Source organism: Ferribacterium limneticum (assembly GCF_020510625.1).
In the GTDB taxonomy this organism is placed as follows: Bacteria; Pseudomonadota; Gammaproteobacteria; order Burkholderiales; family Rhodocyclaceae; genus Azonexus; species Azonexus limneticus_A.
Genome location: NZ_CP075191.1, coordinates 560331 through 579858, shown reverse-complemented (window position 1 = coordinate 579858; position 19528 = coordinate 560331). Strand labels below are relative to the sequence as shown.

Sequence of the window (19528 nt, the reverse complement as noted above, 5' to 3'; positions counted from 1 at the left end):
AAAACCCCAAAACCGAATAACCCGGGCCTGAATCCAATTAATGCCTCCAACGCCTGCGTTGCTCGGCGCCCTCCACTGGCCCCGGCAAACCAGCTAGCGCTCAAATAGTGGTCGCTTCGTAACCCGGCATTGCGCATGGCGCGGGTCGATCCATGACGCATTTCGGGCCCCTTGCGAGGCGCTGAGCAACGCAGGCGGGCCGGGGGCAGTCGGCTTGCCTTGTCTGAGCCGCAGGCGAGTTCAGGCAAGCCGCCCGGCCTGCCGAGTAGCGCAAGGAACCCCGAAGGGGCGCCGACCCAGGGTCGCCTTCTTCTTTGGTTACTTTCTTCTTGGCGACGCAAGAAGAAAGTAACTCGCGCCGCAAGCGCGAAACCCGGCGGTTGAACCTGCAGAAAACCCGAACAAGGCTCTAAGCCCAATTCAGAGCCGCAAAACCTGGGTCTGCCCTCAATGGATGCGCCAATGTATACGTTGGTCATCTCAGACCGCCGGCCGTTTAAGCAGCGCAGCACGCAAATCAGGCGCACTGGTCTTCGGATCAAGCCAGATGCCAAAGAAGGCACGGGCGAAAGCGGGGTCGTCGACGCTGCCGAGCCGGCGATCATTGAAATGGAACACGGCCGCCTCGGCACGATACTGGCCGATGATGTAGTCCCCCGGCTTGACGTCCGGGAACAGCCGCGCCATCTGCTCACCCCAGCGCTTCAAGCTCGCCTCGTCGGCAATGCCGAGATTGCGGATTTCCTTGACGCTGGCCTCGGCAATCGCCGCACCGGCGATATTCCGCTTGTAGGTCAGCTTGAGCGCCAGCGGTGGGCGCAAGGGATCATCGCCGGCCCACAGCGCCGCCTCGTAGACGAGAAAGCCGAAGCGGCGGAATTCGCCGCTGCCCCAGCGACTCAGGCCGGCCGTCGGGTCGGTGCTGGCGAAGGCTGAAAAGGGCGCCGACGCCAGCGCCAGCAGCAGGCGCCGACGCCTGGCCGAGCGTGCCGCCTCAAGCATGCGTGAGTTCGAACTGGACGACATCGATATTCCCGGCCAGGAAGCCAGCCTCGCAGTAACAGAGATACATCCGCCACAGGCGGCGGAAATGCTCGTCGAAACCCAGCGCCGCGATCTGCGGCCACTTGGCCTCGAAGGCATGGCGCCATTCGGCCAGGGTACGGGCGTAGTCGAGGCCAAAGGCGTATTCGTTGCGGACGACCAGCCCCTGTTTGGCCGCTGCGGCGCGGAAAGCCTGGCGCGACGGCAGCATGCCGCCGGGGAACACATATTGCTGAATGAAATCGGTGCCCCGGCGATAACTGGCGAACAGATCGTCGCGAATGGTGATGCTCTGGATCACCGCCCGGCCATCCTGCTTCAGCGCCTTGGCCACCGTCTTGAAGTAGCTTGGCCAGAAACGTTCGCCGACGGCCTCGAACATTTCAATGGAGACGACGTGGTCGAATTGTTCCTGCGTATCCCGATAGTCCTGCAGGCGAAGATCGGCCGCCGGCACGCGGTTTTGCGCCCATGCCAGCTGGGCCGGCGACAGGGTCAGACCGGTTACTGCCAGACCTTGCTGTGCGGCCTTTTCAGCAAAGCCGCCCCAGCCGCAGCCGATTTCCAGCACGCGCTGCCCCGGCCCGGCCTTCAGGCAATTCAGGATGCGGTTGTACTTGGCATGCTGCGCTGCTTCGAGCGAACCATCGTCGGCTTCACGATAAATGGCGGCCGAGTAGCTCATGGTCGGGTCGAGCCACAACTGGTAAAAATCGTTGCCCAGATCGTAGTGCGCCATGATGTTGCGCTTGCTGCCGGCCCGGCTGTTGCGGTTCAGCCAGTGGCGGATGCGGGCCGCCAGCAGGTTGCGCCAGGAGCCGTAGACAGCCTTCCGAAGCACTTCGCGATTCCTCGCCAGCAGTGTCAGCAGACCGGTCACATCCGGCGAATCCCAGTACCCGTCGAGATAGGCTTCGGCCAGCCCGATGTCACCGCGGGCCAGCACCATGCCGAACATCGCCTCGTCGCGCACCTGCAGCGTGACGCCATGTTCGCCGTTGCCAAACAGGGCGCAGGAACCGTCGGGCAGGCGAATTTCCAGCATGCCGCCTTCGATTTTCTCCAGCAGCTCAAAGACCAGAAAGGTGTCGCGGGCCAGCCGTTCGCTGCCACGCAGGATCATGGTGTTGTTCATTTTGTCGATTCCCGGAGGGGTTGAGAAACATGGGCGCCACGGAAGGGCACCCCTTTCAGCCAGAGTTTCAGGGCTTGCCAGTGGATGCGGAAAAGCACGCCGGCGGTCATCAAGGGCATGCGCAGGAAGGCCCCGAGCAAGGCGCCGGCGCTCCAGGCCCGTGCCTTGCCGGAGATGGAGGTGAGCAGCAATTCGCCCTCGGCATCGTCGTAGTCGATGCGGGCCAGCGGCACCGGCCGGTTCAGGTGGAAGCGGAAGCGGTAGCCGCCTTCGATCTCGTTGAAGGGCGAGACGTGGAAATCCTTGTCGGCCCGCAGTTCCTGGCCGTCGCGCAGCGGTGCGCCGCCCGGGTTGTGCAGCAGGTAGCTGCGGGTGCCGCCGAAAGTGTTGTTCACCTCGGCCAGCACGGCGATCAAGTCACCGGTCCGGTCATGGCAAAACCAGAAACTGACCGGGTTGAAAACCAGCCCAAAAACACGCGGGAAGGTCTGCAGCACGATCTCGCCGTCATCCGGCAGGCCGCGCTCGCGCAGCAGCGCGGTTATCCACGGCAGGAGCGGGCTGCCATCGCGCGCCCCATGATCCTGGCGGCGGAAGCTGAGAATGTTGGGCCGGTCGACACTGAAAATGCCGCAATTTGCCGAGGCCAGATCGCGTACCGGCAGCTGGATATAGAACACCGGATAGACGAAGGCATTGACCACCGGGCGCAGGCGCCGGTGCATGACATGGCCGAGGAAAAGTTGCGGGCGGAAGTTCATGGCTGGCCTCAGGCGCTTTCCGTCTCGCGCCGCACTTCGGCGACACCCTGCCACGGCGCATTGACGCCCATGCCATTGACCACGCGCAACGCCGATTTCAGGCCATCCTCATGGAAGCCGTAGCTGCCCCAGGCGCCCGCCAGCCAGATGCCGTTCTCGCCTTGTACGTCTGCCAGCCGTTGCTGGGCGGCGATGGCCGGGCCGTCGAAGATCGGATGGGCGTAATCGAACTCGGCCAGCACCTTGGCCGGGTCGGGCTCACGGGCCGGGTTCAGCGTGACGACGACCGGCGTCTTGAAGGGCAGCGGCTGCAGCTTGTTGATCAGGTAGGAGACGCCGACCGGCTGCTCGCCGGGCTCGCCGTGTCCGGCAAAGTAGTTCCAGGCCGACCACAGCTTTTCATCGCGCGGCAGCAGGGCACGGTCGGTATGCAGCACGGCGCGGTTCGGCTGGTAGCGGATGGCCGACAACACCTCGCGCTGCGCATCGCTGGCCGTGAAGCCGAGGATGGCCAGGGCCTGATCGCTGTGGCAGGCCATCACGACCTGGTCGAAATGCTCGCTGCCGGCGCCGCGGGTGACGCGCAGCCCCTCGGCCTCGCGGGTCACGGCGCTGACCGGGCAGGCCAGGCGGATGATCGCGCCATTGGCATCGAGCTCGGCGGCGATCTTGCGGACGTATTCGCGGCCGCCGCCCTTCACCGTGCGCCACATCGGCCGGTCGAAAACCTGCAGCAGGCCGTGGTTCTGGCAGAAACGAATGAAGGTGGCGAGCGGCATGTCGAGCATCTGGCCGGTCGGGCAGGACCAGATGGCCGCCGCCATCGGCAGCAGATACCAGTCGGAGAAGGCGCTGGAATAGCGTCCGGCACTCAGGAAATCGCGCAGGCTGCGCTGGTTGTCGGGATGCGTCGCCAGCCAGGCCATGCTTTCGCGATTGAAGCGCAGGATGTCGGAGAGCATGGACCAGAACTGCCGGCGGACCAGGTTGCGCTTCTGGCCGAAGACCGTGGCCAGGTTGCTGCCGGCCCATTCGAGATCCGGGTTTTCCAGGCTGACCGCGAAGGACATTTCGGTTTCGACGCTGTCGACCCCGAGCAGCGCGAACATCGCGATCAGGTTCGGATAGGTCTTTTCGTTGAAGACGAGAAAGCCGGTATCGACCGGATGCGACTTGCCTTCCAGTGTCACATCGACCGTATTGGTGTGGCCGCCGAGATAGGCGCCGGCTTCGAACAGGGTCACGTCATGCTGGCGGCTGAGCAGCCAGGCGGAAGCCAGCCCGGAGATGCCGGCACCGACGACGGCGATTCGTTGTCTTTGTTGCATGATGTCTCCCTTACTCATTGCAGCCGTACAGTTCGGCGTAGGCCGAGTGGTTGTGGATGGACTCGAAATTCTCGGAAGCCACCTTCCATTCGGCGATGCGCGGCTCGTTCATCAGGCGCAGCGCGATGTCGCGGACCAGATCCTCGACAAACTTCGGGTTGTCGTAGGCGCGCTCGGTCACCCACTTTTCGTCCGGCCGCTTGAGCAGGCCGAAGACTTCGCAGGAGGCTTCTTCCTCGGCCAGGCGGACCAGATCCTCGATGCTCATCGGCGCGCGCAGCCGTGCCTCCAGCGTGATGTGCGAACGCTGGTTATGGGCGCCGTAATCGGAAATCCTCTTCGAGCAGGGGCAGAGGCTGGTCACCGGCGCCACGACGCACAGGATCAGCGTCGCGCTCTCGCCCTCACGCTGGTCGACGATCAGCGTCGCGTCGTAGTCGAGCAGGCTCTCGACGCCGGAGACCGGCGCCATCTTGCGGATGAAGTAGGGAAAAGCCAGCTCGATGCGGCCGCTCCGGGCATCCAGACGCAGCAGCATGTCGGCCATCATGCGCAGCAGGCCAACCTGGGTCAGCGGACCGCTGCGGGCTTCGAGCAACTCGACGAAACGCGACATGTGCGTGCCCTTGACCTCGGGCGGCAAGCCGACACTCATCGCCAGCGTGGCGACCGTGCCGACTGTCTCACCAGCGGCATTTTCCAGTTGCAGGGGATAGCGCAAACCCTTGACGCCAACGCTCTGGATGGCGAGGCGGCGCGTGTCGGCGGTGGCTTGAACGTCAGGCAGGAAGATGTTTTCCGGGGCATTCATGTTTGGCTCCTGGGGTCTGGGCTGGCTTATTTGAGGAATTCGTCGATTTTTTTCAGCAAATCCTTGTCATCCGGCTTGGTGAAGCTGGTGTAGGCAATGACTTGCGTCGCATCGCGGCTGATCAGGTACTTGTGGAAATTCCACTTCGGCTTGCTGCCGGTGATCTCGGCCAGCTTCAGGTAGAAGGGATGGGCGCCCTTGCCCTTGACCACCGTCTTGCTGACCATCGGGAACTCGACGCCATAGGTCAGCCGGCAGAAATCGGCAATTTCCTTCTCGCTGCCCGGTTCCTGTTCGCCAAAGTCGTTGGACGGAAAACCGAGCACGACCAGGCCCTTGTCCTTGAGCCGGGCGTAGAGCTTTTCCAGCCCGTCGTACTGCGAAGTGAAGCCGCAGTAGCTGGCCGTATTGACGACCAGGATCACCTTGCCGGCGTACTGGCAGAGCGGCATCGGCTTGCCATCCTGCAGGCTGGCGAAGCTGTGATTGAGCAGCGGCGGGCATTCAGCGGCCCCGGCGACGGGGACGATGCCGAGCGAAATCAAGCCTGCAATGCCAAGGCAACGTTTCAGACTAGAAAACATGTTCAACTCCTCGCTTGATTTGTCCTAGACAAACTGGACGTTTGTTCGTAAGATAGCGATCAAAAGTTGGCTTGTCAATGGTTTGTCTAACATTTGTTTAGGACAAATATGAATACCCCTAGTTTCAATATTGCCGCCGTCGAGCGGGATACCGGTCTTTCCAAGGATGTCCTCCGCATGTGGGAGCGGCGCTATGGCTTCCCGGTGCCGGAACGCGACCTGAATGGCGAGCGCCTCTACCCGGCCGACCAGGTCGAGCGCCTGCGCCTGATCAAGCGCTTGATGGATCAGGGCCATCGGCCCGGCAAACTGATTTCGACGCCAGCCGAGGAATTGACGGCACTCGCCCCCCGCCGGGCTCGCACCAGCGAAAATATCCCGGCCGGCGAAGCGGAAGACCTGACTGAACTGTTGGCGCTGATCAAGCAGCACGACGCCGCCGGCTATCAGCAGGCCATGCAGCAACGACTCGCCCGCCAGGGTTTGCAGCGCTTTGTCCAGGACACCGTTTCACCCCTGACCCGTCAGGTCGGCGAAGCCTGGGAAGACGGCAGCTTCGAAGTCTTCGAGGAACACCTGTTCACCGAACTGACCAAGCGTCTGCTCCGCCAGGCCATCGCCGCCCTGCCCGGCGGCCCGCGCCGACCACGTGTGCTGCTGACCAGCGTGCCGGATGAAACGCACGTCCTCGGCCTGCTGATGGCGGAAGCCCTGTTCGCATTGGAGGGCGCCGAATGCATCCCCCTCGGCACGCAAATGCCCCTGCTGGAAATTGCCCGCGCCGCCGAAGCCCACCACGCCGACATCGTCGCCCTGTCCTTCTCGGTCGCCTTCCCGCAGCGACAGATTCCCGCCCTGCTGCAGCAATTGCGCATGGTGCTGCCGGCCAGCACCCAGCTCTGGGTCGGTGGCAGCGGCATCTTGCGTCTCAGCGCGCCGGCGGGCGTCCGCCTGATTCCGACACTCGAGGGCGCCATCGAGGCACTGGCGAAGTGGCCCGCGGCAGCTGCCTGACCAGCGATTCCCCTGGCCGCAGGAGCCGCCGGCAAAAACCGGCCAATACCGCCAATGCCGTTCAGTTAGTGGAATAACCCTTGCGTTTGTCGTTCCCGCGAAGGCGGGAACCCAGCAAATGCATGGTGCTCGGTTTCCCGCTTCGCCCGCCGCGAAGCGAAGTCCCGGGTGTGTCGAGGCCGCAGGAATAACGCTTAACTGAACGGCATTGGGCCAATACCGCGCTCTTTGCCTGGCCAGGCCAAACACGCCATGCCTGTTGCGCAATGCCGGAAACGCCAAATATGAGAACTCCCGCTGTCATGAGCAACAAGCACTAAAATAGAGACTCACTCCACCGATGAAGCAGCCATGTCCTACGCATCCCCCACCTTCGAATCGAAAATCTGCCCGCCGCACCAATTGGCCAGCAGATCCGCCCAACTGGCCCACCCGCTGGTGTTCACCAACGGCTGCTTCGACATCCTGCATCGCGGCCATGTCACCTATCTGGCCCAGGCCGCAGCCCTCGGCGTCAGCATGGTCGTCGCGCTGAACACCGATGCCTCGGTCAAGCGCCTCGGCAAGGGCGATGACCGGCCGGTCAATGCGCTGGAAGACCGCTTGGCCGTCATGGCCTCGCTGGCCTGCGTCTCGCTGGTGACCTGGTTCGACGAAGACACGCCCTTGCAGCGCATCCTTGAATGCCGCCCGGACATCCTGGTCAAGGGCGGCGACTGGCCGGTGGACAAGATCGTCGGCTGCAACGAAGTGCGCGGCTGGGGCGGCACGGTCCATTCGATCCCCTTCATCCACCAGACATCGACGACGGCATTGCTGGAAAAAATCCGCCGCCTCTAAGGCTTCTGCAGCGCCATGCGCGACCGAGCATCCTCCTCCCCGCCCATCTCCGAACAGGAAATCCAGCTTCGCCAGCGGGCGGCCGCCTTTGTCTGCATCGGCATGCCCGCACTGACTTATTTCGGCATCGTTGCGGCCCTCGACCATGACTGGCTGCTCGCTCTCCTGGCGCTGCTGACCGCGACCGTCATTGTTATCTGCGTTCTGGCACTCTGGCGCTACGGGCAAGGTTACCGGGCCATCCGCCCGGCCGTGGTCTGCTACAGCGCCCTGGTCCTCTATCTGGTCGCCTACTCGGGGCCGGAGCACGCCCGGGGGCTATGGTTCCTGTCGCTGCCGCTGGTTTCGCTCAAGCTGCTGCCGCCACGCGAAGGCGGCATCTGGGTACTGGGCGCCATCATCACGGCCACCTGCCTGATGATGCTGGCCGGTAACGGGCCGAACAGCACCGCCTATTCCATTGAGTACATTGCACGCTACATCACCACCACCGTGCTGATTACCGGCGTCCTGCTCTGGTCAGAGCTCATCCTGGAGCGCTACCAGCAACGGATCGAAGGGCAAAATGCGGCGCTGCTCGCCGAGCGCGACCAGCTCGAACGTGAAATCGTTCAGCGCACCGGGCTGGAAGAGGAACTGCGTTATCTGGCAACGACCGATCCGCTGACCGGCCTGCTCAATCGCCGTGCCTTCATGACCACGCTGGCCGATGAACTCACGCGCAACCAGCGCCTGCACAGCCGCTTCACGCTGCTCATGCTCGATATCGACCATTTCAAGCTGGTCAACGACACTTATGGACACCCGGTCGGCGATGCTGTCCTGGTTCATCTGTCCGGCCTGCTGGCCAAACAACTGCGCAGCATCGACAAACTGGCGCGCATCGGCGGCGAGGAATTTGCCATCCTGCTCATCGACACCTCGGCCGACGCAGCGGCGACGGTCATCGAGCGCCTGCTGGCGACGATCCGCAGCAACCCGGCCAGCCATCCGGAGAACGGCAAGCCCATCGCCATTACGGCCAGTATCGGCTGCACCGAAAGCAAAGCCGATGACGACGAGCAATCCCCGTTCGTCCGCGCCGACCGGGCGCTGTATGCCGCCAAGCAGGGTGGCCGCGACCAGCACTGCTGGCGCTAGCTGGCAACCCTAAAGAACGACCTGGGTGCCCAGCTCGACAACGCGATTGCTCGGAATCTTGAAGAAGGCCGTGGCCGAACCGGCATTGCGGAACATGGCGACGAATATCTTCTCGCGCCAGAAAGCCATGTCCGAGCCGAGGCGCGGAATCAGCGTTTCACGACCGATGAAATACGAGGTTTCCAGCGCATTGAAGACCAATCCGGCATCGGCACACAAGGCCAGGGCATCTGGCACATTGGGCAAATCCTTGAAGCCGTACTGGATGATGACGCTCCAGAAATTTTCCTTCAGTTGCCGCACTTCGACCCGGTCGATATCCGGCACGTAGGGCACATCGAAAAACTGAACCGAGAGCAGGACGACACGCTCGTGCAGCACCTTGTTGTGCATCAGGTTGTGCAGCAGGGCATGCGGCACCCCCTTCGGGTCGGCATTCAGAAAGACTGAGGTACCGGCCACCCGGGTCGGCATCGACGAGGCCAGGGAATCGAGGAACATCGACAATTCCAGGCGCTCGCCACGCAGACGTTCGGAGAGCAACTGGCGACCACGCTTCCAGGTCGTCATCAGCACGAAGACGCCCATCCCGGCCACCAGCGGGAACCAGCCGCCGTCCGGTATCTTCAGGATATTGGCGGCGAGGAAGACCAGTTCGACCGACAGGAAGCAGGCAAACAGCAGGCCGGCCTTGAACCATCCCCATTTCCAGACCTTGGCGACGACGACCGTGGCGAGAATGGAGGTGATCACCATGTCGCCGGTCACAGCGATGCCGTAGGCGGCCGCCAGATTGTTCGAGGACTTGAAGCCGAGGACGAGGATCATCACCGCCACCATCAGGCCCCAGTTCACGGCCGGCAGATAAATCTGCCCCTGCTCCTTCTCGGAGGTGTGCTGCACCTCCATGCGCGGCACGAAACCGAGTTGCATGGCCTGGCGAGTCACCGAGAAAGCACCGGAAATGACCGCTTGCGACGCGATCACCGTCGCTACCGTGGCCAGCCCGACCAGCGGATAAAGTGCCCACTCCGGCGCCGAGAGGAAGAACGGGTTCTTGGCTGCTTCGGGGTCGCCGAGGATCAAGGCGCCCTGACCGAAATAATTGAGCACCAGCGCCGGCAACACAAAAGCAAACCAGGCGCGGGAAATCGGCTTACGGCCGAAGTGCCCCATGTCGGCATAAAGCGCCTCAGCGCCGGTCACGGCCAGCACGACGTTGCCCATCGCGACCAGCGACATCGCCTTGTTTTCAAGCAGGAACTCGAAGCCGTACAAGGGGTTCAGCGCCGCCAGGATGGCCGGATGATCGATGATGTTGTGCAGGCCGAGCAAGGCCAGGACGGTGAACCAGACCAACATGACCGGCCCGAAAAAGGCCCCGACCGTGGCCGTGCCGCTGCGCTGGACGAAAAACAGCAGGAACAACACGATCATCGTGATCGGAATGACGAAAGGTTTCAGGGCCGGGGTCGCAACTTCCAGCCCCTCGACGGCGGAGAGCACTGAAATGGCCGGCGTCACCATGCCATCGCCGTAGAACATCGCCGCCCCGAGGACACCGACGATCATGATCCATTTGGCGTGGTGCGGTTTGTCCTGCACCGTGTGCAGCGCCAGGGCGATCAGCGCCATGATGCCGCCCTCGCCGCGGTTGTCGGCGCGCATGATGAAGGTGACGTACTTGACCGAAACGACAATGACCAGCGCCCAGAAGAAGAGCGACAGGCTGCCGTAGATGTTGGCCATGGTGACCGGGATCGGGTGGTTGCCGGCGAAGACTTCCTTCACCGCGTACAGCGGGCTGGTCCCGATGTCACCATAGACCACGCCAAGCGCGGCCAGGGCAAGCGCGGCAAAGCGCTTGCCGGTGACATCCGCCGTCTGTCCGTGACTGCTCATCAAAGCTGCTCCCCGTCGATCAGACGCCCGTTGGCACGGAACCTTCCTGCCGATCCAGATCCGGCACCGGACGGCTTAGCCGCCGAGGGCCGCCTTCAGCGACTGCACTTCTTCTTCTGATTCCTCGACAATTTCAGCCAGCGTCTCGGCATCGAAAAGCGTATCCAGCATCGAGGTATCGACTGCGCCGTCGAGCTCCGGATCGCGCCAGCACGAGGTCCGGTTGGCGATCTTGTTGGCGACATAAAGCACATCGGACAAGTTGCCGACAGCCGCGATCTCGCGCTCGGTCTCGTGATCGCGCACCGCTTCAAGCACGGCTTCCGGCGAGCCAAGCGCCGACAGCAGGGCGTGACCGATGTTGTCATGCCAATCGACCAGCAAGGCATGCAACTCCACCTTGTCGTTGACCAGCTCCGGGAAATTGGCGGCGCGCGACATCAGGTAGAACACCCCGAGGTCATGCACCAGGCCGGCAAACATCGCCTCGTCGCCGTTGATCTTGGCCAGCTTGCGGGCCAGCACGCGGCACAAGGCGGCAACGTGCGAGGTGTGCTCCCACAAACGCTGGGAAAGATTCTCGAAAGGCTGCATCTGCTTCGATTTCAGCAACTGCTCCATGGCCACGGCAAACGACACCGTGCGCACCGCCTCCATGCCGACCCGGACAATGGCGTTCTTGACGTCGGCGATCTCGCGACCGCTCGGGTTCAACGCCACCGAGTTGGCCATGCGGATGATCTTGGCGCTCATCAGCGGCTCGGCCCCGACCAGCTTGGCCAGTTGCTCGACGCTCAGGTTCGGATCCTTCAGCGCGGCACGCACCTGGAAGGTGATGTCGAGAAAAGTCGGAAAGGTAATCTCGCTGCCGGAAAGATCCCGGGCGATGTCTTCGAGTACCTTGAAGGTGACGGCGTTGGCCATGCAGATTTACCTCTGGATAAAAAATGGTAGTGAACCGCACTGCCCAGGCGTGCCGCCGAAGACGGTACCAGACCGTACAGCGAGGCGGCGTAACGCCGGTAGCGCAGGCAATGCCATTTTTTTAGAACGGAATGTCGTCGCCGAGATCGTCAAAGGACGGCTTCGGCTTGTTCTTCGGCGGCGCCGGCGAGTAATCGGTCGGTTCGTCGTAACCGCCACCACCACCGCCACTACCGCCGGCGGGAGCACCCATGCCTTGACGCGAGCCCAGCATTTTCATGTCATCGCAGCGGATTTCGGTGGTGTAGCGCTCCTGGCCTTCCTTGTCGGTCCACTTGCGGGTCCGCAGGCTGCCTTCGACGTAAACCTGCGAGCCCTTCTTCAGGTACTGGCTGCAAATCTCGGCCAGCTTGCCAAAAGCGGAGATACGGACCCATTCGGTCATTTCCTTGCGCTCGCCGCTCTGCTTGTCCTTCCAGCTTTCGGTACAAGCGATGCTGAAATTGCAGATCGCTTCACCGCTGGCGGTATAGCGCGTTTCCGGGTCACGGCCCAGATTGCCAATGCCGATCCATTTGTTAACCGATGCCATTACCAATGTCTCCTAAGCAGTTTGTGTCGCCGCGGCGACCGGGCGCCGTTGCGGAAAATTCATGGAATTCGCGACCACCAGCCAGATCAGGATCAGACCGGTGCAGGCAGCGAAAACCGCATTATCGCCGAAATGCTGGGCAATATATCCGCCCGCCGCACCGCCGATGAATAGCCCAAGGGCCTGGGTCGTGTTGTACACACCGAGGGCCGCCCCTTTGGCCGCCGGTGGCGCCGTGCGGGAGACCAGCGAGGGCAGTGTTGCTTCCAGCACGTTGAAAGCCACGAAGAACAGCATCAGCCACAATGCCAGCAGCCACAGGCTGCCGCTGAAAAGGAGCAGGCCGGACTGGACGATGACCAGCAGACCGATCGCCGCCAGGAAAATCGGCCGCATCTTGTCCTTGCGCTCGGCCGCGATGATGGCCGGCACCATGATGGCAAAGGAGACCAGCACGGCTGGCAGATAGACCTTCCAGTGCGATGCCGCTTCCAGTCCGCCATGACTGACCAGCGCATGCGGCAGCACGACGAACATGGCCATCTGGACCATGTGCAACACAAAGATGCCGACATTCAGGCGCAGCAGATCAGGGTCAAAAACCACCCGGCGCAGCGGCAGTTTTTCGTGGCCATGCGGCGGCGGTGCAGGCGGCACGGCCTTGAACAGCAGGACGATGGCGGCCAGCGCCAAGACGCCGGTCATGACGAACAGCCCACCCATGCCGATCCAGCCATACAGGATCGGTGCCCCGACCAGCGACAGCGCGAAGACGAGGCCAATCGACGAGCCGATCATCGCCATCACCTTGGTCCGGTGCTCTTCTCGCGTCAGGTCGGCGGCCAGTGCGGTCACAGCGGCTGAAATCGCGCCCGCCCCCTGCAGCACGCGGCCGACGATGATCCAGGTCATATCCGGCGCCCAAGCGGCAACAAAACTGCCCAGAGCAAAGATCAGCAAGCCGACGACGATGACCTGCTTGCGCCCGAAGATATCCGAGGCGATGCCATAGGGAATCTGAAAGAAAGCCTGCGTCAGGCCGTAAGCCCCCAGCGCGAAGCCGACCAGCGCCAGATTGTCACCGCCCGGCAAGGTTTTCGCATAGACGGAAAACACCGGCAGAATCAGGAACAGCCCGAGCATGCGCAGGGCGAAGATGGAAGCCAGGGAGGCGCCGGCGCGGCGTTCTTCCGGGCTCATGCGGTCGGTTGGGGAGGCCATTGTCGTTTGTCTTTGTTGCATTGCAGCGAAGGAGGAATATTAGCAGGTTTGCTCATTGCCCTTCTGCCCGGGGCGAGTCGGATCACCGAGCGAAACCATCGCCGCCAGAATGCAAAAAAGCCGGGAAACCCCGGCTTTTTTGCTGCCAGCGTGGCCGACCGATTACTTCTTGGCGGCGATACGATCGCGGATGTGCTGGGCGCGCCCCGCCGAAGACGGATGCGAACTGAGCATGCTGTTGCTGTCGCCAAGCTTGGCCAGCTTCTCGAAGGCCGAGATAAGGCCTTCACGCTTGAGCTTGGCCTTGGTCAGCAGATCGAAGGAATAGTCGTCGGCATCGCTTTCCTGAGCCTGCGAGAACTGGGCATTGACCAGCTTTTCAGCGATGGCACCGACATCCGAAGCGCTCAGTGCGGCAACGGCAGAACTACCCGAAGCAGCGGCAACCTGACGCGCCGCGCCGGCGGCGTAGGCAACCTGCATGGACTTCTTGGAGTGGCCGAGGGCGACGTGACCAATTTCATGACCGATCACACCGCGCACTTCGTCATCGGTCATCAGGTCCATCAAGCCGGAATAGACACGAACGCAGCCATTGTTCATGGCCCAGGCGTTAACTTCCTTGGTCTCGTAGACCTTGTAATTGATATTCACCCCATCGACCGCCTTGGGCATGCTCTTGACGACCTTGGCCAGGCGCAGCGCGTATTTGCTCTTGGCGGCGGCAATCTTCGATTTACCGTCGAGCTCGGCACAGGACTTGTCAGAAAGCTGCATCACGTCGGCGTCGCTCAGGGTCGCCGCCTGAACCGCAGCGCTGCCGGCCTTGACCAGCCCCTCGGCATTGGCGGTCGAGATGTCCTGGGTGTTGCTGCAGGCGCTCAAAACGAGGGCTGCCATACCGACAAGCATCAGTGACCGGCCGCCACGGGCTGCCGCGAACTGGGTTTTCTCCATGCCGAGAGAAATCTTCATGGTGTTGATCCTTTGATCGTTGGAATTATTGACCGCCCGCTGGCGATCGGGGGCAACAGTCTAGCACATTGCCATAATTCCAAAGGCATTTATGATGCATTTGACTTAAACCGCAGCTCTAAAAACGAGGGATTTCAAGCCGGAAGAGGGAGCGAAAAACTGTATATACATCCAGCCATCGATGCGCATCCGGCCTGTTTTGCGTATAGTTCATCCCTTATCCCCTACCGTTCCAGAGCAGCGATGGAAACCATCCGCATCCGTGGCGCCCGCACCCACAATTTAAAGAACATCAACCTCGACCTGCCGCGCGACCAGCTGATCGTGATCACCGGCCTGTCCGGTTCCGGCAAGTCCTCGCTGGCCTTCGACACGCTCTATGCCGAGGGTCAGCGCCGCTATGTCGAATCGCTGTCGGCCTACGCCCGGCAGTTCCTGCAATTGATGGAGAAGCCGGATGTCGACCTGATCGAAGGCTTGTCGCCGGCGATCTCGATTGAGCAGAAGGCGACCTCGCACAACCCGCGGTCAACGGTCGGCACCGTCACCGAAATCCACGATTACCTGCGCCTGCTCTTCGCCCGCGCCGGCACGCCATATTGTCCGGACCACAACCAGCCGCTCGAAGCACAAACCGTCTCGCAGATGGTCGATGCCGTACTGGCCCTGCCGGCGGAAACAAAGTTGATGGTGCTGGCCCCGGTGGTCGCCAACCGCAAGGGCGAGCAGGTCGATCTGTTCGCCGAACTGCGCGCCCAGGGCTTCGCCCGCGTCCGCGTCGACGGCACGGTCTATGAAATCGACGCCGTTCCGAAGCTGGCCAAGACGCAGAAGCACACTGTCGATGTCGTCGTTGACCGGCTGAAGGTGCGCGACGACATGCGCCAGCGACTGGCCGAATCCTTCGAGACGGCGCTGCGCCATGCCGAGGGACGGGCCATCGCGCTGGAGATGGACTCTGGTACCGAACATCTCTTCTCGGCCAAGTTCGCCTGCCCGATCTGCTCCTATGCCCTGCAGGAACTCGAACCGCGCCTCTTCTCGTTCAACAACCCGATGGGCGCCTGCCCGAAGTGCGATGGCCTGGGCGTCATCCAGTTCTTCGACCCCAAGCGCGTCGTCACCAACCCGGCGGCATCGCTGGCGGGCGGCGCCATTCGCGGCTGGGACAAGAAGAACCAGTTCTACTTCCAGATCATCGAGTCGCTGGCCGATCACTACGCCTTCTCGGTCGAAACCCCATGGAACGAGTTGCTGGAAAAAGTCCGCCAACTGGTCCTCTACGGCTCGGGTAACGTGGCTATCAACTTCCGCTACCTGAACGAAAAAGGCACCCGCTTCGACCGCAGCCACAGCTTCGAAGGCATCATCCCGAATCTGGAGCGTCGCTACCGCGGCAGTGAGTCCAATGCCGTGCGCGAGGAGTTGTCGAAATACGTCAGCAGTTCGGCCTGCCCGAGCTGCGCCGGCACCCGGCTGCGCGTCGAGGCCCGCCATGTCCGCGTTGGCGACAAGACGCTGCACGAAATCAGCCGTCTGCCACTCGGCGAGGCGCGCAATTACTTCAACTGTCTGACATTGACCGGCGCCAAGGCTCAGGTGGCCGACAAGATCCTCAAGGAAATCACCGCCCGCCTGAGCTTCCTGATCAACGTTGGCCTCGACTATCTCTGCCTCGAACGCTCGGCCGAAACGCTGTCCGGCGGCGAGGCGCAGCGTATCCGGCTGGCCTCGCAGATCGGCTCCGGCCTGACCGGGGTGATGTATGTGCTCGACGAACCGTCAATCGGCCTGCACCAGCGCGACAACGACCGCCTGCTGCAGACGCTGAAGAATCTGCGCGACATGGGCAACACGGTGCTGGTGGTGGAACACGACGAAGATGCGATTCGCGCCGCTGATTACGTGGTCGACATCGGTCCCGGTGCCGGCGTCCATGGCGGCTTCATCGTTGCCCAGGGCACGCCGGAAGAAGTGACGGCCAATCCGCTGTCGATGACCGGCGATTACCTATCCGGGCGGAAATCGATTTCAGCGCCGAAAAAGCGCCGGCTGCCGGATCCGAACAAGCAGCTCAAGGTGGTCGGCGCCTACGGTAACAATTTGAAGGATGTCACGCTCGAAATCCCCGGCGGCCTGCTCACCTGCATCACCGGCGTTTCCGGCTCGGGCAAATCGACGCTGATCAACGACACGCTCTACGCCGCTGCCGCCAGACACCTCTACGGCTCGACGACCGAACCGGCACCGCACAAGGAAATCGTCGGCCTCGAACTGTTCGACAAGGTGATCAACGTCGACCAGGCGCCGATCGGTCGCACGCCGCGCTCCAACCCGGCGACCTACACCGGGCTGCTGACGCCCATCCGCGAACTGTTTTCGCAGGTACCGGAATCGCGTGTGCGTGGTTATGGCCCGGGCCGTTTCAGCTTCAACGTCAAGGGCGGCCGCTGCGAAGCCTGCCAGGGCGACGGCATGATCAAGGTCGAGATGCACTTCCTGCCCGACATCTACGTCCCCTGCGACGTCTGCCACGGCAAGCGCTACAACCGCGAAACGCTGGAAGTGCAATACAAGGGCAAGAACATCTACGACATCCTCGGCATGACCGTCGAGCAGGCCCGCGAGTTCTTCGATGCCGTCCCGGTCATCGCCCGCAAGTTGCAGACGCTGGTCGATGTCGGTCTCAGCTACATCACCCTCGGCCAAAGTGCGACCACGCTGTCCGGCGGCGAGGCGCAGCGCGTCAAGCTGGCGCTTGAACTCTCCAAGCGCGACACCGGCCGCACCCTGTACATCCTTGACGAACCGACCACCGGCCTGCACTTTCAGGATATCGAGATGCTGCTCAGCGTATTGCAGCGACTGGCCAATAACGGCAACACCATCGTCGTCATCGAGCACAACCTCGACGTCATAAAGACTGCTGACTGGATCGTCGATCTCGGCCCCGAAGGCGGCGACGGCGGCGGCCGCATCCTGGTCGCCGGCACGCCTGAAGAAGTGGCCAAATGCAAGGCCAGCCATACCGGACGCTTCCTGAAACCTTTGCTTGAGAAAAAGAAATGACCGATGCCGCCGCCTTCAAAGGCAAGAAGGGCCTGACCCGTTTGTGGAATGCCCTCGGCTATTCGCGTGACGGCCTGAGTGCCGCGTGGAAAAACGAAGCCGCCTTCCGCGAGGAAGTGCTGCTCGCTGCCATCACCATTCCGCTGGCTTTTTATCTTGGCAATAGCGGCATCGACCGCGCCTTGATGGTCGGTAGCATCATCCTGATCCTGATTGTCGAGATCCTGAATTCTGGGCTGGAAGCCGTCGTCGACAAAGCTTCGCCGGAAAAGCACGAACTGGCCAAGCGCGCCAAGGACATGGGCAGCGCCGCGGTGCTGCTCAGCCTGATCAACGCGGCCGTAATCTGGGCCTGCGTACTGCTATAAGTTCCGGACGGTCCTTCCCGCGTAAGCGGGAATCCAGAAAATCAACGAACTGGATCCCCGCCTGCGCGGGGATGACAACTAGCGCTTACTGCCTGCACTTGGCCGAGAAGTCCATTTCCGCCGCGTAAACGCTTGTCTTTACGTCAAGCATGCCAAGGAAGGTGTGGAACAGATGGTCATGAGACTGCGGCGAGGCGGCGACCTTGCCAATACAGGCCGTATCGAGCGCAAAGCTTTGGGCGAAGCCCGGCGAAAACCACATCACCATCGGCACCTTGGTCTGCACATCCGGCGCAATCCGGTAGGGCACGCCGTGCAGGAACAGGCCTTTTTCGCCCAGCGATTCGCCATGATCGGAGACGTAGAGCAGCGCCGAATCGTGGGCCTGATGCTCGCGCAGGGTGCGGACCAGTGAGGCCAGCACGTGATCGGTATAGCTGATCGCGTTGTCGTAGGCGTTGACGATACTGCCCTCCGAACAATGCGGCAGGTCCGGATCCTCGCAGGCCGGGGTGAATTTCTTGAATTCATCCGGATAGCGCTTGAAATAGGCCGGCCCGTGATTGCCCATCTGGTGCAGGACGATCATCAGGTTACCCGGTGTTTCGCTGACCAGCTGTTTCAGGGAATCGACCAGCGCGCCATCCTGACACTCACCACCAAAGCAGTGGTCCGGTGATTTGGCCAGGTCTGGGCGAATCGATTCGACGCCCTTGCAGACGCCTTTGCAGCCCGACTGGTTGTCCACCCAGACCACACGGAAGCCGGCGCGGGCGACGACATCGAGTACCGACTCGCTGTTCCGGATGCGCGTTTCGTTGTACTGACGCCGCCCCCAAGGCGAAAAGATGCAGGGCAACGAAGTTTCGGTATCGGTGCCGCAACTGGTCACGTCGGCAAAGTTGATGATGCCGGCCTCGGCCGCCAGTTCAGGCGTCGTCTGCCGGGCATAGCCGGACAGGCCCCAGTTGGCGGCGCGTACCGTTTCGCCAAGGACCATGACCATGACCACCGGCTTGCCGCGTGTTTGCCAGCTGCTGCCGGGTACTGCATCGGTACCGACCGGTTCGCGTACGGCCTCGACCGCCTGCGCCTGGCTGCGGGTCACCTGACCGAGCGAATACAGGTAATTGGCTGGTGTGACCAGGAAGCGGTACTCCCGGTTGTTGCGCATCAGCGAAGCCATGTCCTGGAAGTTCAGGAAGATGGCGCCACCCAGCACGAGCAGGGCGAGCATGATGGCGCCGAGGCGGACCAGGATGGCTCGCCCGACCGGCCGCTGCTTGAGACGAAAACGACTGAGCAGCCATAGCGGCAGCACCGCGTAAAGCAGCAGTTGCGGAATCAAGGACCAGGTCATCAGATCTCGCGCTTCGCGGACATCGGTAGCCAGCACATTGCGCAGCATGCTGGTGTCGAGATAGACCTTGTAGCGCGTCATGAAATGCACGGCAAAGGCTGTCGTCACAAGCAACAAGGCGAGCAGCGGCTTGGTCGTCCAGCGCGTCATGAACGGGCTGAGCAGGATGAAATGCGCGGCAGCAAGGCCGACCAGCAGCGAAGCGGCCAGCACCCAGCTGGCCGGCTGGGCCATGTCGTAGCCGGACAGCATGCCCTTCAGGAAAAGCTGATTGCAGAAAAGGGCGAAGAACAGGCTGACCAGCAGCGTCACTGCCTCAATGGAGGCGGTCAGCTGTCCGCCGACAAGGCGTTGCCCAAAGCGAATCAGCGCATCCAGCAATCGACGCATACAATTACCCAAAAAATTCAACCCGAAATTTTAACTGGCTAGCCGCAGCCAATCCGGGAATTTCTTGTAG

The 19528-nt window shown here is 62.1% G+C and carries 17 protein-coding genes; 5 read left to right on the top strand and 12 right to left on the bottom strand.

What is annotated here, in order from left to right:
• Positions 1-480 precede the first annotated feature (480 nt).
• From KI617_RS02695 to KI617_RS02670, 6 genes are read right to left on the bottom strand one after another with little or no spacing between them, the layout of a single operon-like run.
• Positions 481-1026 (bottom strand): chalcone isomerase family protein, encoded by a 546-nt coding sequence (locus KI617_RS02695; protein ID WP_226450368.1) that lies wholly within the window; start codon positions 1024-1026, stop codon positions 481-483.
• Positions 995-2179 carry an SAM-dependent methyltransferase gene (locus KI617_RS02690; protein WP_226450366.1) on the bottom strand — a complete coding sequence of 395 codons (1185 nt, stop codon included), beginning with the start codon at positions 2177-2179 and terminating at the stop codon, positions 995-997. Before KI617_RS02690 ends, KI617_RS02695 begins: the two co-directional genes overlap by 32 nt.
• Entirely contained in the window at positions 2176-2940 is a 765-nt protein-coding gene (locus tag KI617_RS02685; RefSeq protein ID WP_226450364.1) for a DUF1365 domain-containing protein, read from the bottom strand. The genes KI617_RS02690 and KI617_RS02685 overlap by 4 nt, the downstream gene beginning before the upstream one ends.
• A gap of 8 nt (positions 2941-2948) precedes the next feature.
• The gene (locus KI617_RS02680) at positions 2949-4268 is read right to left on the bottom strand and encodes an NAD(P)/FAD-dependent oxidoreductase (protein WP_226450362.1); all 1320 of its coding nucleotides are present in this window, start codon (positions 4266-4268) and stop codon (positions 2949-2951) included.
• 10 nt (positions 4269-4278) lie between these two features.
• Entirely contained in the window at positions 4279-5079 is an 801-nt protein-coding gene (gene folE2 / locus KI617_RS02675; protein ID WP_226450360.1) for a GTP cyclohydrolase FolE2, read from the bottom strand.
• Positions 5080-5105: 26 nt separating this feature from the next.
• Entirely contained in the window at positions 5106-5663 is a 558-nt protein-coding gene (locus tag KI617_RS02670) for a glutathione peroxidase (protein WP_226450358.1), read from the bottom strand.
• Positions 5664-5771: 108 nt separating this feature from the next.
• Between KI617_RS02670 and KI617_RS02665 the strand changes: the two genes are divergently transcribed.
• From KI617_RS02665 to KI617_RS02655, 3 genes are all read left to right on the top strand, one after another.
• Positions 5772-6677, top strand: a complete 906-nt coding sequence (locus tag KI617_RS02665) for a MerR family transcriptional regulator (protein WP_226450356.1) — start codon at positions 5772-5774, stop codon at positions 6675-6677.
• Between the two features lie 351 nt (positions 6678-7028).
• Entirely contained in the window at positions 7029-7517 is a 489-nt protein-coding gene (locus KI617_RS02660) for an adenylyltransferase/cytidyltransferase family protein (RefSeq protein WP_226450355.1), read from the top strand.
• 15 nt (positions 7518-7532) lie between these two features.
• Positions 7533-8657: a GGDEF domain-containing protein gene (locus KI617_RS02655; RefSeq protein ID WP_226450354.1), complete on the top strand. Its 1125-nt coding sequence runs from the start codon at positions 7533-7535 to the stop codon at positions 8655-8657.
• Between the two features lie 9 nt (positions 8658-8666).
• On the opposite strand, the gene KI617_RS02650 is transcribed toward KI617_RS02655, so the two are convergent.
• The 5 genes from KI617_RS02650 to loiP form a co-directional block, all read right to left on the bottom strand.
• A complete protein-coding gene (locus tag KI617_RS02650; protein ID WP_226450353.1) occupies positions 8667-10559 on the bottom strand; it encodes a potassium transporter Kup in 1893 nt (630 codons plus the stop codon).
• A gap of 75 nt (positions 10560-10634) precedes the next feature.
• Entirely contained in the window at positions 10635-11483 is an 849-nt protein-coding gene (locus KI617_RS02645; RefSeq protein ID WP_226450352.1) for an HDOD domain-containing protein, read from the bottom strand.
• Between the two features lie 121 nt (positions 11484-11604).
• Positions 11605-12075 (bottom strand): single-stranded DNA-binding protein, encoded by a 471-nt coding sequence (locus tag KI617_RS02640; protein ID WP_226450351.1) that lies wholly within the window; start codon positions 12073-12075, stop codon positions 11605-11607.
• A 12-nt stretch (positions 12076-12087) separates the two neighbouring features.
• Complete coding sequence (locus KI617_RS02635) at positions 12088-13296, bottom strand: MFS transporter (RefSeq protein WP_226450350.1); 1209 nt, start codon at positions 13294-13296, stop codon at positions 12088-12090.
• A gap of 162 nt (positions 13297-13458) precedes the next feature.
• The gene (gene loiP, locus KI617_RS02630; RefSeq protein ID WP_226450349.1) at positions 13459-14271 is read right to left on the bottom strand and encodes a metalloprotease LoiP; all 813 of its coding nucleotides are present in this window, start codon (positions 14269-14271) and stop codon (positions 13459-13461) included.
• A gap of 243 nt (positions 14272-14514) precedes the next feature.
• Here loiP and uvrA point away from each other — a divergent pair, with 243 nt between their 5' ends.
• Together uvrA and KI617_RS02620 are read left to right on the top strand one after the other, a co-directional pair.
• The gene (uvrA, locus tag KI617_RS02625) at positions 14515-17340 is read left to right on the top strand and encodes an excinuclease ABC subunit UvrA (protein WP_226450348.1); all 2826 of its coding nucleotides are present in this window, start codon (positions 14515-14517) and stop codon (positions 17338-17340) included.
• A complete protein-coding gene (locus KI617_RS02620) occupies positions 17337-17708 on the top strand; it encodes a diacylglycerol kinase (RefSeq protein WP_226450347.1) in 372 nt (123 codons plus the stop codon). The genes uvrA and KI617_RS02620 overlap by 4 nt, the downstream gene beginning before the upstream one ends.
• 85 nt (positions 17709-17793) lie before the next feature.
• Here the strand turns inward: KI617_RS02620 and KI617_RS02615 are convergent, their stop codons facing one another.
• Positions 17794-19458, bottom strand: a complete 1665-nt coding sequence (locus tag KI617_RS02615; protein WP_226450346.1) for a phosphoethanolamine transferase — start codon at positions 19456-19458, stop codon at positions 17794-17796.
• Positions 19459-19528: the final 70 nt, after the last annotated feature.